At 62.7% G+C, this 15,451-nt stretch carries 16 protein-coding genes; 7 read left to right on the top strand and 9 right to left on the bottom strand.

What is annotated here, in order from left to right; translation table 11 throughout:
• Positions 1 to 11 precede the first annotated feature (11 nt).
• Together GNP00_RS05995 and GNP00_RS23565 are read left to right on the top strand one after the other, a co-directional pair.
• Positions 12 to 2,411: an aldehyde dehydrogenase family protein gene (locus GNP00_RS05995; protein WP_041544422.1), complete on the top strand. Its 2,400-nt coding sequence runs from the start codon at positions 12 to 14 to the stop codon at positions 2,409 to 2,411.
• Positions 2,412 to 2,461: 50 nt separating this feature from the next.
• Complete coding sequence (locus GNP00_RS23565) at positions 2,462 to 2,587, top strand: hypothetical protein (protein ID WP_281352102.1); 126 nt, start codon at positions 2,462 to 2,464, stop codon at positions 2,585 to 2,587.
• 92 nt (positions 2,588 to 2,679) lie between these two features.
• Here the strand turns inward: GNP00_RS23565 and GNP00_RS06000 are convergent, their stop codons facing one another.
• Positions 2,680 to 2,919: an SMc00767 family acetate metabolism repressor gene (locus tag GNP00_RS06000; protein ID WP_011579659.1), complete on the bottom strand. Its 240-nt coding sequence runs from the start codon at positions 2,917 to 2,919 to the stop codon at positions 2,680 to 2,682.
• 20 nt (positions 2,920 to 2,939) lie between these two features.
• A complete protein-coding gene (gene aceA, locus GNP00_RS06005) occupies positions 2,940 to 4,229 on the bottom strand; it encodes an isocitrate lyase (protein ID WP_011579658.1) in 1,290 nt (429 codons plus the stop codon).
• Positions 4,230 to 4,473: 244 nt separating this feature from the next.
• On the opposite strand from aceA, the gene GNP00_RS06010 reads away from it, so the two are divergent.
• Positions 4,474 to 5,895 (top strand): helix-turn-helix domain-containing protein, encoded by a 1,422-nt coding sequence (locus GNP00_RS06010; RefSeq protein ID WP_041545009.1) that lies wholly within the window; start codon positions 4,474 to 4,476, stop codon positions 5,893 to 5,895.
• A gap of 3 nt (positions 5,896 to 5,898) precedes the next feature.
• Here the strand turns inward: GNP00_RS06010 and GNP00_RS06015 are convergent, their stop codons facing one another.
• The 7 genes from GNP00_RS06015 to motA form a co-directional block, all read right to left on the bottom strand.
• Positions 5,899 to 6,873 carry a threonine ammonia-lyase gene (locus GNP00_RS06015; protein ID WP_011579656.1) on the bottom strand — a complete coding sequence of 325 codons (975 nt, stop codon included), beginning with the start codon at positions 6,871 to 6,873 and terminating at the stop codon, positions 5,899 to 5,901.
• Positions 6,874 to 6,989: 116 nt separating this feature from the next.
• Positions 6,990 to 7,424 (bottom strand): hypothetical protein, encoded by a 435-nt coding sequence (locus tag GNP00_RS06020; RefSeq protein WP_011579655.1) that lies wholly within the window; start codon positions 7,422 to 7,424, stop codon positions 6,990 to 6,992.
• Positions 7,421 to 8,512, bottom strand: coding sequence for a flagellar biosynthesis protein FlhB (gene flhB / locus GNP00_RS06025; protein WP_011579654.1), 1,092 nt, complete (start codon positions 8,510 to 8,512; stop codon positions 7,421 to 7,423). Before flhB ends, GNP00_RS06020 begins: the two co-directional genes overlap by 4 nt.
• Before the next feature lie 8 nt (positions 8,513 to 8,520).
• Positions 8,521 to 9,525, bottom strand: coding sequence for a FliG C-terminal domain-containing protein (locus GNP00_RS06030; protein WP_041545008.1), 1,005 nt, complete (start codon positions 9,523 to 9,525; stop codon positions 8,521 to 8,523).
• 22 nt (positions 9,526 to 9,547) lie between these two features.
• Positions 9,548 to 9,913, bottom strand: a complete 366-nt coding sequence (fliN, locus tag GNP00_RS06035; protein ID WP_011579652.1) for a flagellar motor switch protein FliN — start codon at positions 9,911 to 9,913, stop codon at positions 9,548 to 9,550.
• 11 nt (positions 9,914 to 9,924) lie between these two features.
• Entirely contained in the window at positions 9,925 to 10,860 is a 936-nt protein-coding gene (locus GNP00_RS06040) for a FliM/FliN family flagellar motor switch protein (RefSeq protein WP_011579651.1), read from the bottom strand.
• A 7-nt stretch (positions 10,861 to 10,867) separates the two neighbouring features.
• On the bottom strand, positions 10,868 to 11,755 hold the full coding sequence (motA, locus tag GNP00_RS06045; RefSeq protein ID WP_011579650.1) for a flagellar motor stator protein MotA: 888 nt from the start codon (positions 11,753 to 11,755) through the stop codon (positions 10,868 to 10,870).
• A 141-nt stretch (positions 11,756 to 11,896) separates the two neighbouring features.
• On the opposite strand from motA, the gene GNP00_RS06050 reads away from it, so the two are divergent.
• The 4 genes from GNP00_RS06050 to GNP00_RS06065 are packed head-to-tail and all read left to right on the top strand — an operon-like array spanning position 11,897 to position 15,387.
• The gene (locus GNP00_RS06050; protein ID WP_011579649.1) at positions 11,897 to 12,673 is read left to right on the top strand and encodes a DUF1217 domain-containing protein; all 777 of its coding nucleotides are present in this window, start codon (positions 11,897 to 11,899) and stop codon (positions 12,671 to 12,673) included.
• A gap of 2 nt (positions 12,674 to 12,675) precedes the next feature.
• Positions 12,676 to 13,395, top strand: a complete 720-nt coding sequence (gene flgF, locus GNP00_RS06055; protein ID WP_011579648.1) for a flagellar basal-body rod protein FlgF — start codon at positions 12,676 to 12,678, stop codon at positions 13,393 to 13,395.
• Positions 13,395 to 14,792, top strand: coding sequence for a flagellar protein export ATPase FliI (gene fliI / locus GNP00_RS06060; protein ID WP_011579647.1), 1,398 nt, complete (start codon positions 13,395 to 13,397; stop codon positions 14,790 to 14,792). The genes flgF and fliI overlap by 1 nt, the downstream gene beginning before the upstream one ends.
• Positions 14,782 to 15,387, top strand: coding sequence for a hypothetical protein (locus tag GNP00_RS06065; RefSeq protein ID WP_011579646.1), 606 nt, complete (start codon positions 14,782 to 14,784; stop codon positions 15,385 to 15,387). Before fliI ends, GNP00_RS06065 begins: the two co-directional genes overlap by 11 nt.
• Positions 15,388 to 15,451 lie beyond the last annotated feature (64 nt).

Here is a 15,451-nt window from a genome sequence, read left to right on the forward strand (position 1 = left end):
GGCAGCACGCCATGGAACAGATCAGGGACATCATGCGCAGGATGGAATACGGGCCAGCCCCGGAGGCGAATGAGGACGTGGTCGCCTGGCTGAAGGCCCGCGCTTCCGGCATCGGCCATTTCATCGGCGGGAAATTTACCTTCCCGAAAGGCGCGGAAAGCTTCGTCTCCATCAATCCCGCGACCGAAGCCGAGCTTGCTCGCGTGGCGCAAGGCACCGCCGCCGATGTGGACGCGGCGGTGAAGGCCGCGCGCGCGGCTTTTCCCAAATGGTCGGCGCTTTCAGGTCATGAGCGGGCGCGATATCTCTACGCGATCGCGCGGCACATACAGAAGCGCGAGCGCTTCTTCTCCGTGCTTGAAAGCACGGACAATGGCAAACCGATCCGCGAAACGCGCGACATCGACATTCCGCTCGTCACCCGCCACTTCTATCATCATGCCGGCTGGGCGGAGATGGTGGAAAGCGAGTTCGAGGGCTTTTCCCCGGTAGGCGTGTGTGGCCAGATCATCCCGTGGAACTTCCCTCTGCTGATGCTCGCCTGGAAAATCGCCCCGGCGCTCGCCGCGGGAAATACGGTCGTGCTCAAGCCCGCAGAGTTGACGCCGCTCACGGCCGCTGCCTTTGCGGAAATCTGCCTGGAGGTCGGCCTGCCCGCGGGCGTGGTCAACATTGTCCATGGTGACGGGAGCACGGGCGCTGCCATTTGCGATCATGAAGGCATCGACAAGATCGCTTTCACCGGCTCTACCGAGGTCGGCCGCATCATCCGCGAGCGGACGGCGGGCTCGGGCAAGAAGCTGTCGCTGGAGCTTGGCGGCAAATCGCCCTTCATCGTCTTCGAGGACGCCGACCTCGACGGCGCGGTGGAGGGCGTGGTGGACGCCATCTGGTTCAACCAGGGCCAGGTCTGTTGCGCCGGCTCACGCCTGATCGTGCAGGAAGGGATTGCCGAGCGCTTTTACGACAAGCTGCGCCGGCGCATGGAGACGCTGCGCGTCGGCTCCCCCCTCGATAAAGGCATCGATGTGGGCGCCATTGTCTCGGCAGAGCAATTGCAGCGGATCACCGCTCTCGTGAAAAAGGGCGAGGAGGAGGGCGGCACGCTCTGGCGGGCAAAGGGGCAGCTGCCGGAAAAGGGCTATTACTTCCCGCCTGCCTTCTTCACGGATGTGGACCCAGCTTCGACGGTTTGCGGCGTGGAGATCTTCGGGCCTGTCGCCGTGGCCATGACATTCCGCACCCCAGCCGAAGCGGTGGCGCTTGCAAACAACACGCGTTACGGGCTCGCCGCCTCCATCTGGTCGGAAAACATCAATGTCGCGCTCGACGCGGCGGCAAAGGTAAAAGCTGGCGTTGTGTGGGTGAACTGCACCAATATGCTGGATGCCGGCGCGGGCTTCGGCGGCTATCGCGAAAGCGGTTTCGGCCGCGAGGGCGCTCGCGAAGGGCTCTATGAATATCTCGTCAGCGATGTCGAAAAGGCGCTGAAGCCCGGGAAAGAACCCGCGCCTTTGAAGCCGCGCGGTGCTGCGGAGGCGAAGCGGCGCTTCGCGAGCATTGCCGGGATCGACCGCACGGCGAAAATGTATATCGGCGGGAAGCAGGCGCGGCCGGACGGCGGCTATTCCTATGACGTGCTGGGCAAAGGGGAAGCCGTGATCGGCCAGGCGCCGCTCGGCAACCGCAAGGACATCCGCAACGCCGTGGAGGCGGCGGTAAAGGCCGCCTCGTGGGGCGGCGTGACCGCGCATAACCGCGCGCAGGTGCTCTACTATGTCGGGGAAAATCTCGAAGCGCGGCGGGAGGAGTTCGTCAAACTTCTCTCTGAAAGCACCGGTCGGAACGGTAAGGCGGCGGCGGCAGAGTTCGACGTAGCATTGAGGCGCATCTTCTACTACGCCGCCCAGGCCGACAAATATGACGGCGCGGTGCATGCCACCAAATCTCGCCATGTGACGCTTGCCATGAACGAGCCGTGGGGCGTGATGGGCATAGTGGCGCCCGAGGAAGCGCCGCTTGCTGCCTTTATCTCGCTTGTGCTGCCGGCAATCGCCATGGGCAACCGCGTGGTGGCAATCCCATCCACGCGCCACCCGCTAATTGCCACAAACCTCTACCAAGTGCTCGATACGTCGGACGTGCCAGGCGGTGTGGTGAACATCGTTACCGGCGAGAAGGACGTGCTTGCAAAGACGCTCGCAGAGCATGATGAGGTCGCGGCCATGTGGTATTTCGGCTCCAAGGAAGGCAGCGCCATGATCGAACGCACCTCCTGCGGAAACCTCAAGGCCACCTGGGTGAGCGGCGGCAAGGTGCGCGACTGGCTCGACGACCGTCAGGCGAAGGGCCGCGAGTTCCTGCGCCGGGCAACGCAGGTGAAAAACATCTGGGTGCCCTACGGGGAGTGAACCCTACGGGCACACATATCTGACCGCTGGTGGTGCGGACATGTTCAGGCATGGATCCTCGGGTCAAGCCCGAGGATGACGAGGAGGAGAGGTTTCCGCATATCACCAGCATGGCGATTGGCGGCTACACACCTGCAATCGTCATCCTCGGGCTTGACCCGAGGATCCATGCCTGAACGGTCCAAAGGCGCAGCGGTCTAGGCAAAGCTATTGGCAATAAGTTTCGCCTCCCGCAGGGCGGGAGGCGGTCTCCTCGCCATAGGCGTGGCTACTCGGCCGCGCCCACATTCCTCACGATAATCGGCGTCAGCAGGTCACCCCAGTTGCCGCTGCCGCCGTGGTGACGGGCGGTGCGGATGAGCTCGACCGACAGGCCGGACTGCACCGCCTCGACAACCGCCTGATTGAGGCGATGAAGGTCGTTCGCCACCCGGCGCATCGCCACCTGCTGGGCATCGTCCATCGAAGTCGCCTGGGCCTCGACGCGTTCCTTGACAGAGATCTTCATGCCTGCCTCCATTCCTTCCGCTATTCGGCGGCCTGAGTGAATTGATCATGCTCGGTGGAGCCGTGCATGGCGGTCGTCGAGGACTGGCCCCCCGTGATCGCCAGGGACACGGCATCGAAATAGCCCGTGCCCACCTCGCGCTGATGCTTCGTGGCCGTGTAGCCGCGCGCCTCGGCGGCGAACTCGGCCTCCTGCAATTCGGCATAGGCGGCCATCTGCCGGTCGCGGTATCCGCGCGCCAGCTCGAACATGCCGTAATTGAGCTGGTGGAAGCCGGCGAGTGTGATGAACTGGAATTTGTAGCCCATGGCGCCCAACTCGCGCTGGAATTTCGCGATGGTCGCGTCGTCCAGGTTCTTCTTCCAGTTAAACGACGGGGAGCAGTTATAGGCCAGCATCTTGCCCGGATGGTGCTTGTGCACGCCCTCGGCGAATTTGCGCGCCTGCTCAAGATCCGGCTTCGAGGTCTCGCACCAGATGAGGTCGCTGTAGGGTGCATAAGCCACGGCGCGCGCGATGCAGGGCTCTAGCCCGTTCTTCACCTGATAGAAGCCCTCGACGGTGCGCCCCGCCTCATAATCCACAAAGGGCTGGTCGCGCTCGTCTATATCGGAGGTGATGAGCTTGGCAGCCTCCGCATCCGTGCGGCAGACGATAAGCGAAGGCACGCCCATGATATCCGCCGCGAGCCGCGCGGCGGTCAAGTTGCGGATATGAGCCGCGGTGGGGATCAGCACCTTTCCGCCGAGGTGGCCGCACTTCTTTTCCGAGGCAAGCTGATCCTCGAAATGGACGCCGGCTGCACCCGCCTCGATATATGCCTTCATGATCTCGAACGCGTTGAGCGGCCCGCCAAAGCCCGCCTCGGCGTCGGCCACGATGGGCGCGAACCAGGTCTCGACCGAGAGCCCCTTCCCTTCCGCCACCTCGATCTGATCGGCTCGCTGAAGCGTGCGGTTGATGCGGCGTGCAAGCTCCGGCCCGGCATTGGCCGGGTAGAGCGACTGGTCGGGGTACATCGCCGAGGCGGTGTTGGCATCCGCCGCCACCTGCCAGCCGGAAAGATAAATCGCCTTCAGCCCTGCGCGCACCATCTGCATCGCTTGGTTGCCGGAAAGCGCACCCAGCGCGTTCACGAAGTTCTCTTCGTGCAACAGCTTCCAAAGCTGGTTGGCACCTTGCTCGGCAAGCGTATGCCGGATCGTCACGGAACCACGCAGCCGACGCACGTCCTCAGCCGAATAGGTTCGCTCGATGCCATCGAAGCGGCTCGCGGGAGCTGAGGGGACAAGAGTGTAAAAATCTGTCATAGTATCTCCATCAGAGGTTTGCATTCGTGCAATAGAAGGCTGCACGAGCCATATCGGCATTTGCTATGACAGGGATTTACGTCAGAAGGGCTAGAAAGACACGTAATTGTCGTGCGGTTCTATAGGATTTCGAGTGAAGCTGTCTTCGCCTGTTACAACGGAGACGGTAAAATTGTAAAAAATGTAAAAGAGCTATCGGGATGAAACACAGCCTTGTAAATTGCTGTAAAGGAGACTGGGCTTGCTGAACGTTCAAAAGGTTTTTGCCGGCGCCCGCGTCAGGCGCATCCGGCATTCCAAGGGCCTCACCCAGACCGGGATGGCGGAGGGCCTGGGCATTTCGCCATCCTATCTCAACCTCATCGAGCGCAACCAGCGCCCGCTGACGGCGCAGCTCATCCTGAAGCTGGTTTCGGTCTACAAGGTCGACCCTGACGAGTTGCAGACGGATGCCGGTGCTTCGCTTGCAAATCTCAGGGAGGTTTTCTCCGATCCGCTTCTGTCGGGCGAACTGCCCGGCGAGAGCGAGCTTCTGGATTTTGCGGATGCAGCACCCAATGCAGCAGCGGCGCTGATAAAGCTCTACCGAGCCTATCGCGAGCAGGCAGGCAGGCTCACCGACCTTTCGGACATGCTTTCCAGGGAAGGCCGAACGGCTGCCATCTCGTCCGCTCGCCTGCCCGTGGACGAGGTGCGCGAGGTTTTCGAATGCCGGTCCAACCATTTTCCGGCACTTGAAGAGGAAGCAGAAGCCTTCCACCGCCTACTCGCTTCCGGAGGTGATTTGCTCGGCGTGCTCAAGGCATGGTTCGTGCGCGAGCACGGCATCAGCGTGCGTGTCCTGCCAGCGGCGACGATGCCGACCTGGCGCCGGCGCTATGACCGCCATTCGCAGCGGCTCTTCATCTCCGAGCGCCTTTCCCCGGCCGATCAGCTGCGCGAGATCGCCATCGAAGCCTCGCTCATCCGCATGCGCGCCGCGATAGCCATCGAGATCGACGCGCTCAAACTGCATTCGGACGAGGCGAAACGTCTCGCCCGCTTCGAGCTCGGGCGCTATGCCGCCCATGCGCTCATGATGCCGTATGAGCCCTTTCTCGCGGCGGCTGAAAAATCACGTTACGACATCAGCGTCTTGGCGGCGCGATTCCAGGTCTCGTTCGAGCAAGCGGCCAATCGCCTGACGACGCTCGGGCGCGAGGGCGCGGCAGGCGTCCCGTTTTTCCTGCTGGAGGTTGACGCGGCAGGCAACAGGCTGCGGCGCGCCGGCGCGCAAGGGTTTCCTCAGAGCCGTTTCGGCGGTGGCTGCCCGAAGCTTGCCATTCACGCCGCTTTCGCCCAGCCGGGCCAAATACTGACCGATGCGGTGGCGATGCCGAATGGCGATGCCTTCCTCACGATCGCCCGTACGGTGGACGGGCCTCAGGCCGCATATCACGAGCGGCCGCGCCGCACGGCCCTGCTTCTCGGCTGCGAGGCCGTGCACAAAGACCGCATCATCTATGGGGCGAGCTTTTCGGGGAATCCGAACATGGCCACGCTCATTGGCCCCGCCTGCCGGGTTTGCGAGCGGCAAGGCTGTCTTGCGCGCGCCGAACCGCCCCTCACCCGACCACTTGGCCTGGATGAGATGGTGACTGGATTCAGTGTCTATGATTTCCAGTAGGATCTAAGCAAACCGTTCCAGAGCCTGCCGAAACAAGGCGGCATCCACATTGCCGCCGGAGGCAACCGCGATAACCGTGTCAGCCGCCATCTCCTCGCCATGGAACAGTGCTGCCGCGAGCGCCACCGCGCCGCCCGGCTCTACCACGATCTTGAGCCGGGTGAAGGCCAGCGCCATTGCATGCAGCGCCTCCTCGTCGGTTACGACGATTCCCGCGCCGCAAAGCCGCCTCAGGATCGGAAAGGTGATCGTGCCGGGCGACGGCGTGACAATGGCGTCGCAGATCGAACCTGACATCGCCGCATTGCGCTCGATCTTCCCGGAAGCGAGGGAGCGGGTCACATCGTCGAAGCCCGCGGGCTCGCAGGGGCGCGCCTTGAGCCGGGGTGCACGCGCTTCAAGCGCTAGCGCTATGCCGGAGGTGAGTCCGCCACCTCCACAGGGGACAAGCACTTCCGCCCTTTCCACGCCTATTTCCTTGGCCTGCTCCGCGAGCTCAAGGCCCGTAGTGCCCTGGCCGGCAATGACCAGCGGCTCGTCGAAGGGCTTGATCAGCGTAAGTCCCCTTTCAGCCGCGAGCTTCACACCGATCGCATCACGGTCCTCTTTCGCGCGATCATAGAGCACCACTTCGGCGCCATAGGCCCGCGTGTTTTCGATCTTCAGCTTCGGCGCGTCGGATGGCATGACTATGGTGGAAGAAATGCCGTGCATTCGCGCGGCGAGCGCCACGGCCTGCGCATGATTGCCCGAGGAAAAGGCGAGCACGCCTTTCGCCCGAACGTCCGGGTCCAGCGCCGATATCGCCGACCAGGCACCGCGGAACTTGAAAGAGCCGGTAAGCTGGAGGGACTCGGTCTTCACAAGAACACGCCGGCCTGCGATTTCATCGAAAAACGGCGAGAAAAGGAGCGGTGTGCGGCGCACATGGCCCGCAATGCGGCTCCGCGCGGCTTCGATCATGGCAATGTCGGTCATGGCCGGCGCTCCTGGCTTAAGCAATCGAGGGACGAGAGTTCCAGTCGGGAGATGCCTAACGCGAATGCGCGGCAATGTCATGCTTCGTCTATGTGCTCCGCCTCGCCGCGGGCAGCTCAACCCCTAACGGCCTCCGTCCTGCGGATGCGGGATGCCTCCAGCGCCTTTGCCAAGAAGGCCGTGTTGGCCTCGGGATCATCGGCCGACTTTTCAAAGGCGACATACTTGACGTCGACCGATGCATCGCTGGCCCCCAAGGTGAGCGTGAAATAGACCGTTGCTCCCCTCGGCCGCAATTCCAGGTCGAGCACGATGCGCGGCACCTCCGTCCAGCCCACATGCGCCTCGCAGCCATGCCCGAGCCTCAACGTGCCGGGCGCGAAGTAGAGCTCGGCCGCCGATTCAACGATATCCGCGATGCTCGCCATGCTCTCCAGCCGGATGAAGGCAACGTAGTCGGCAAGCTCTATCAGCCGCAGTTCACTTGCCATCCCTTCGATGGCCCTCGCCACGATGACCTCGCGTTCTGCGGAATGGGGCTGCCGGTTCATGCTGTTGCCTTCATCTTTGTCCTAACGCCCCCAGCCATGTAGACGCGGCGGACGAGCTCGGCCACCGCCTTGTAGAACTGAGGCGGAATAAGACTATCCACCGAAACTTGTTTGTACATGGAACGGGCGAGCGCCGGTTCCTCAAAAACCGGGATATTGTGCTCCCGCGCCAATTCGCGGATTCTAAGCGCGACAAGGTCCTGCCCCTTTGCCACGACCACGGGCGCCGCATCCTTGTCACGCTGGTAGCGCAAGGCGATGGCGTAGTGCGTGGGATTGGCGATCACCAGCGTTGCCTGCGGGATCGCTGACATCATGCGCCGCCGCGCTCTATCCCGCGCCACGGAGCGCAAGCGGGCCCGCATGAGCGGATCGCCATCCGTCTGCTTTTGCTCGTCCTTCACTTCCTGGCGCGACATGCGCAAATCCTGGCGCCAGCTGAAGCGCGACCAAACAAGGTCCGCCACGGCTACCAGCGTCATGAACAATGCGATGGCGATGAGGATATTGATCACCAGATCCCGGATCGTGACCGTGAAGGCCACCGGATGGGTGACCATGCCGGAGAGCAGGCGGGTATCCGCGTGCCGCAGCGTGAAGGCGACGAGAGCGCCCACAACCAGCATCTTGCCGACGGATTTGGCGAATTCGACCAGCCCCCGCGTGCCGAAAAGCCGCGACCAGCCTTTGGCGAGCGAGACGCGGGAGAGCTTCGGCTGGATTCGTTCGAGCACGAAGCGCGGGGTATTCTGCAGGATGGATGCTGAAACACCCGCCGCGACCAGCAGCAGCATGACGATGCCTACCACTTTCCCGATCTGCAGGAAGACGATGCGGTAAATCGCAATCGCATCCGTTTGAGTTTTCAGCGACCAGCCGTCGGCCCGCTCGATGAAGATTGCGAGAAAGCCGGCAAGCTGCACCGCCCTGTCTTCCGCGAAGAAGACGACGAAAACGAGGATCGCGAGAAAAGAGGCAAGCACGGGGGCTTCCCTGGAGAAGGGCAATTGACCCTTCTCGACCGTATCCCGGATCTTCTTCTCCGTGGCTTCTTCGGTCTTGCTTTCCTTGTCGGCTCCCTCGGCCATGGCCCGGCCTAGGAGGTTTTTGCAGCCGACGGAAGTTCAATCGTCCCCCGCTGCGCGAGCTGTACCGCGGTGGCCGCGATGCGCTTGCGCGCGCCTGCGATCGCTTCCGCCGAGATACCTTCCATGGGTGCCGCAAGCTCAGCTTCGATCATGCGGCGCGAGCGCGCGCCAAGGGCGGAGAGCACCGCCTCCACGACATCCGGCGGCGCGTGGCGCAGGGCGAGCGTGACGAGATCCGTCGGGAGTCCGTCCAGAAGCGCAACGCGCGCCTTCTGGGCAAGATGAACAATCTCCTCGAAGGAGAAGAGACGGGCGCGGATGGCATCCACATCCGGTGTGCCCACTGCTTCAAGATCTCGGATCACCTCGTCGGCTTCAGTCTTTTCAAGTTCGTTGAGCAGCCGCACCACGAGTGCCTGCCCCGCGGAGGCATCTTTGCCGTTGGCTTCAGCTTGCAATATTTCGCTGATCCGCCGTTCGACAATAGCGCGCGCTTCCGCGCTCACCTGTCCCAGGGCGGTCATCCGCCGCAGCACCTCGCCCCGCTGCTGACGGTCGAGCGCCATCGTCACCCTCGATGCGATCTGCGGCGACAGGTTGGCGAGGATGAGGGCTACTGTCTGCGGATGCTCCGGTTCGAGAACCTTCACAAGCCGCTCGGGCGCGAGCTTCTCCAACCTATTCCAGACGTCCTCCTGTCCCGCGTCGTCTACAGGCGCGTTGCCCAGGAGCAGATTCAGCTCCTCGGGAGGGAGCGTCTCGCTCAGAATGGTGCTCATGCTGTCGCCCGAATCCACAAGGCCGGCGCCTTCGGTGAATTCCCGCTCAAATTCCTGCACCACCTTTTCCAGCTCAGCCTGCGGAATGGTGCGCAGACGCCGGGCGGCCTCGATCAGGCCCTTAAGTTCCTCCTGCTTGAAAAATTTGAGCAGCCGGCCCGCGGAGGGCTTGCCCATCGCCACGAGGATGGCGGCCGCCTTTTCTGCCTGGGTCAGCCTGACGGGTGTGGTCACCATTCGTCTCCGAAGCGCGCTTTCATTCAGCCTTGATCGAGCCGCCGATCTCCGTCAGACGCACGCCGAAGCGGCTCGGATCGTTCTCCAGGATCGTTATCTCGCCGCGCGCGATCAGCCTGCCATTGACCATGATTTCGACCGGTTCGCCGATGCGCCTATCGAGAGAGACGGTGGAGCCACGCTGCAGCGCCATCAACTCAGATACCGTCATTTCCGCACTGCCCAGAACGATCTGCAGCTCAACGGGAATGTCAACGAGGAAGCCGGTCTTTTCCGCATCCATGTTCGGCTGTGCCTCTTCATGGAGCGCGCTGCGCATCTCCTCTATCGCTTTATCAAGCGTCCCGCCTTCGCTTTTGTGGACGGCGGATGGTGTCTTGCTCATCTCGTTCTCCTTCAGTCGCCCAGCAAGCCGTCGAGGACGGCCTGCCGGTCATCGAAAGGCTGCCTGATACGAACGGTGTAGTTCTGGCCCAAACGGCCGAATTCGCAAACGAAGACGGGACGATTGCGCACGGAAAGGCGCGTTTCCCTCGGCGCGTTCTCCTGCAGCTCGAGCACCTGGCCTGGCTTGAGATTGGCAAGTGCTCCAAGCGGGAGCTTCGTAAGAGGAATCGTGGCGGTCACCTGTACCGTCGAGCGACGAACCTCCTCGCCGAAGCGCTGCTTCCACTGCGTGTGCGCTGGCGAATCATCTTCGGCGGCGGGAGCCCGCGCCTTGAGGATAATCCGATGGGGTAGCCAGGCGGTCAGGATGCCCGATACCGGACCTGCTCCCAGCGAAAACGCGATGCGTATGCCCGGCCCGTCGCGGACGAGGAATCGTTTGAAATCGCCCGGCCCTGCAAGAGGCTGCGGGGCAGGCAGGCGCAAACCGAGGGAGCGGCTTCCCGTACCGTTCAAGGCCTGTGCGAAAGCGCCGAAAACGAGCCTGGCTACATCCAGCTCGATCCTGGAGGGCGGCCGGTCGAGGGGCGAAGGCGGAATATCCGGATCACCGCCGAGGAGAATGCTCACGAGAAGGGACAGCGCCTGCGCGTCAAGCCGCATGGTGAGCGCGTCGCGGGAGTCAGTCGCAGGGATGACAACGAGTGCGTCGAAGGAGTCCGGCTCCGGTTTCAGCTCCGCGAGCCTCACAACCTCGACACCAGCAATATCGAGGACAAGAGGTGCGGAAAACTTCGCCTGGAAGATGTCCTGCAGCACCGGCAAGGACCTCATGGCCGTGGTTCGCGCGGCCTCAGTGACCTGGCGTAGATCCCCCGTCGCGCCTACCAGCCGTTCAACGACGAGGTCGCGCATCGGTATCGGGTCGCTTTTGGGTGCCTTCATCCGCCGCTCAAGCCGCCTTCTTTTCTGGTGCAGCACCGGCTGGAGCTTGGCCCAGCGTTTTCTGCTCGACCGCATCGATGGAAGGTCTGTCATAGGCCGAGATCGTCTTCCGGCCGAATTCCAGCGCCACCTGCGGCAGCGAGCCATTCATGTAGGCGAGCAGCGTCTGCTTCACGATAACGTAGAGCCTGTTCTTCTTCTCCCGCACGATCTTGACCTTCGTGGCGATGGGCCCGATCACAGCATAAGACAGGAAGATGCCAAGGAAGGTGCCGACCAGTGCCGCGCCGACCAGGGCGCCCAAGACCTCCGGCGACTGATCGAGCGCGCCCATGGCTTTGATCACGCCGAGCACAGCCGCCACGATTCCGAGCGCCGGCAGGCCATCCGCAACGGCCTGCAGCGCGTGGTAGGACTTCAGCTTGTCCCGGCGAATCGTCTGGATTTCCTCGTCCATCAGCGCTTCGATCTCGAAAGGCCGTGCATTGCCGATGATGATGAGGCGGCAATAGTCGCAGATAAAATGTGTAAGATCGTAGTTCTTGAGGACCGTCGGAAAGGCCTGGAAAATTGCCGACTCCTCCGGATTGTCGATATGCGCCTCAACCTCGCTGCGGGACTTGGAGCGCAATTCACGCATGAGGCTGTGGAGCACGCCAAGCGTCTCGAGATACTCCGTTTCTTTCGGAACCTGATGCTTAAAGGCCTCAAGGCACGCCTTGCCCGCGTCCTTTACCGTCGACATGGGGTTAGCAACCAGGAATGTACCTAGGGCGGCCCCGCCAATGATGACGAGTTCCCAAGGCTGGATCAGCACTTCGAGATGGCCGCCCATGGCCATGAAGCCGCCGATCACGCAGCCAAGGGTGACGACAAGTCCCAGCAGAATGCCCAATTTGCAACCTTCACCAAGCAATATCCCTTGCCGCAATACCTGCCGTGGCTTGCGTGAGGCTTGAATGGGCGTTTGCCGGGCCAACAGCCTCGCGCAAGGCAGACGCGCTAGCGTCTCTGCCAGACTGGCCGGGGGCTCTGCGTGATCAACACCTATACGAGCTATCAGCTTATCGTGCGCGATATAGAGCGTTCCATCGACCGGGTGGAACAGCAGCCGATGGTGAGCCGCGAAACGGCCTACTATCAGGAAAATATCGGCAAGGTGAAAAGCATCGAGGAATTCGTCGCCGACGATCGCCTGTTCCGCTACGCGATGAAAGCGCACGGGCTGGAGGATATGGCCTATGCCAAGGCCTTGATGGTGAAGGCACTCGAAGGCGGCATCGACGACGAGGATAGCTTCGTCAACAAACTCACCGACAAGCGCTACAAGGATTTCGTCGACACCTTCAATTTTGCCCGTTACGGCGAAAAGACCACCACCTTCCACAGTTCGACCACCGGCACGGTGGAGAAATATCTGCGCCAGACGCTTGAGGAAGACGCCGGCAACCAGAACGAGGGGGTGCGCCTGGCGCTTTATTTCCAGCGCAAGGCCGGCAGCCTGAAATCCTACTATGAGATCCTCGCCGACCCCGCGCTTTCGCAGGTCGTGCGCACCGCGCTCGGCTTTCCCGACGCGCTCGCTCAGGCGGACATCGACAAGCAGGCCGAGATGATCAAGGAGCGGCTGGATCTTGAGGAGCTGAACGACCCTGAGAAGCTGGAGGAATTCCTGCAGCGTTTCACCACGCTCTGGGAAATCGACAATCCCTCTTTCAGCCCGCAAAGCTCGATCGCCGCGCTTTTCAGCCAGCCCGCCGAATTCGGCATCTCCACGGACATCCTGCTCACCATCGCACAGATGAGGAAATAGCCATGCAGACGGGACTATACGTGGCGCTTTCTTCCCAGATGGCGCTGGAGCGTCGGCTTGCGACGCTCGCCGACAATGTTGCGAACGCGGGAACAGTGGGCTTCCGGGCCGGCGGCATCACCTTTAGCGACGTGATGTCGGGCCTCTCAGAGGAGGCGGTCAGCTTCGTCTCCACCGGCAGCAATTTCTACGATACGCGCGCGGGAGGGCTGCGGGAGACCGGCAGCCCCTTCGATTTCGCCGTGCAGGGGGATGCATGGTTTGCCGTTGAAACACCCGCCGGGCCGGTGATGACGCGGGACGGCCGCTTCACCATGCGCGAGACCGGCGAGCTTGTCACGCTCGAAGGTCATGCGGTGCTCGATGCCGGCGGCGCGCCGCTGGTGCTCGACCCGCAGGCGGGGCCGCCCGAGGCCGGAGCGGACGGAATACTGCGCCAAAATGGACAACTTATTGGGGCGATCGGCCTCTTCTCCTTCACGCCCGGCCCGAACGCCACCCGGTTCGGCAATTCGGGCTTTCTGCCGGATACACGCCCTCAGCCGGTGGTAGACCAGCCGGATGTGGGCATCGCGCAGGGTTTTCTGGAAGACTCGAACGTCAATCCGGTGAACGAGATGATGCGGCTGATACAGGTGCAGCGCACCTTCGAGCAGGTGACCGCGCTGATGCGCGATAGCGACACCTCCATGAAGGACGCTATCCAGGCGATGGGCTCCTGATGGAGCAGAGCGCAGCCGAAAACACCGGCCCCGATACAGCCGGGCAGGCCAACGCTCTTGCTGCGCTGGAATGCGTCTACCAGCGCTTTGGCGATCCGCAACGGATGGTCAGGCATGGCGGACGCATATCGGAGGTCACGCCCATGTATTACCGGGTGCGCGGGCTCTCGAAGACGGCGCGGCTCGGCCAAATTATTTCCTATCGCAGCCATGGCAGCGAATACCGCGGCGAGGTGGTCCGCATCTCCGAAGACGATGTGATCGTGGCGCCGTTCGAACATTCCGCCGAAGCCAGCCTTGGCCAGGCCGTCTTCGCCACCGGGACTCTCGAAATCAGGCCTCATGCGAGCTGGCGCGGACGGGTGATCGATGCACTGGCGCGCGCCCTCGACGATGGCCCGGCGCTCATCCGTTCCGCGCCGCAAGGCCCTGCCGCCATGCCTCGCACACCAGCGGCCCTGCGCAGGCAGCGTGTCGCAGAGCCCTTTCTTACCGGCGTGCGCGTGGTCGACCTCTTCGCGCCGCTCTGCCTTGGCCAGCGTATCGGGATCTTTGCCGGTTCTGGCGTTGGAAAGTCGACGCTGCTCGCGATGCTCGCACGGGCCGAAGCATTCGATACCGTGGTGGTCGCCATGGTGGGCGAGCGCGGGCGCGAGGTGCGCGAGTTTCTGGAAGACACGCTCGGCGAAGCCGGAATGAAAAAGACGGTGGCGGTGGTCGCCACCAGCGACGAAAGCGCGATGATGCGCCGCCGCGCCGCCGATACCGCCATGCGCGTGGCGGAACATTTTCGCGATGCCGGCGAGAAGGTGCTGCTCCTGCTCGATTCCATCACGCGCTACGCCCATGCCACGCGCGAGGTGGCGACAGGCGCGGGCGAGCCGCCCGTGGCACGCGGCTACCCCGCCTCGGTTTTCACGGATCTGCCTCGCCTGCTCGAAAGGGCCGGGCCGGGCGAGACGGGGCATGGATCCATCACCGCTGTCTTTTCCGTTCTCGTCGACGGGGACGACCACAATGACCCGGTTGCCGACTGCGTGCGCGGCATCCTCGATGGACATCTGGTGCTCGACCGGGCGATCGCCGAGCAGGGCCGCTTTCCTGCGGTCAGCCCGCTCGCTTCGATTTCGCGGCTCGCCGACCGTTCCTGGACGGACGACCGAAAACGCGTGGTGCAGCGCCTTAAAGCAATGATCGCCCGCTTTGAGGAGACACGCGATATCCGGCTGCTGGGCGGTTTTCAGGCGGGGCTCGATCCGGAGCTCGATCTCGCAGTGCGCCAGGTTCCCCTGATCTATGACATTCTGCGGCAATCGCCGAAGGATCCGCCGGCGATGGATCCCTTCGCAGATCTCGCTGCTCATCTGAAGGCGAGGGAGGCCTCTCATGGCGGATAGGCTCGCGGGGCTCGTGCTGCCCGATGCAACGCCGGTGGAGAACCCGGCCGATGACGCTCCACCCGAAAAGCCCAAAGAAAAGCACCGCAGGCCGGATCGAGCTCCAGCTGCCGGTCTTTTCGACACGGTATCCAGGTTTCGCCGAGGTGATTGGCTGCTGGCGGCGGGTGGCATCGCGCTGGCGGGCATCTGCGCCGTCTTTCCCTGGTATATTTTTTTCAATCAGGAACAGTTCGGCGTTAGACCACTGGCTTTTTCAGGAAGCCAGCAACCGGATGCTTTGTCGGGTTTGGCGCCTCACCAGCCGCTGGGCCTGGATGCCATGCCGCAGCTCGATTTCGCACCCACCGCAACGGTGCCTGAGACGCCGGTGCAAGCCAATCTGAGCGAACAGCCGTTTCCAGGCGACCGGCGTCCTTTCCGCTTTATTCATGCCGAGAACGGGCGAGGAATAATCGAGGACGAAGACGGCTTCTGGATCGTGCAGAAAGGCTCGCTCCTGCCGGACGGAAGCCGCATGGTCGGGATTGAGCAACGTTCCCAAAACTGGGTTCTTGTCACCAGCACGCAAACCGAGATCCCGCTCTCGCGCTGAACAATGCGCAAGGCCCGCGCAAGACTGGCGGCATAGCATGCAACCAGTCGAATCTTGGATAGAG

The organism is Chelativorans multitrophicus (genome assembly GCF_011317445.1).
Classification (GTDB): Bacteria; Pseudomonadota; Alphaproteobacteria; order Rhizobiales; family Rhizobiaceae; genus Chelativorans; species Chelativorans multitrophicus.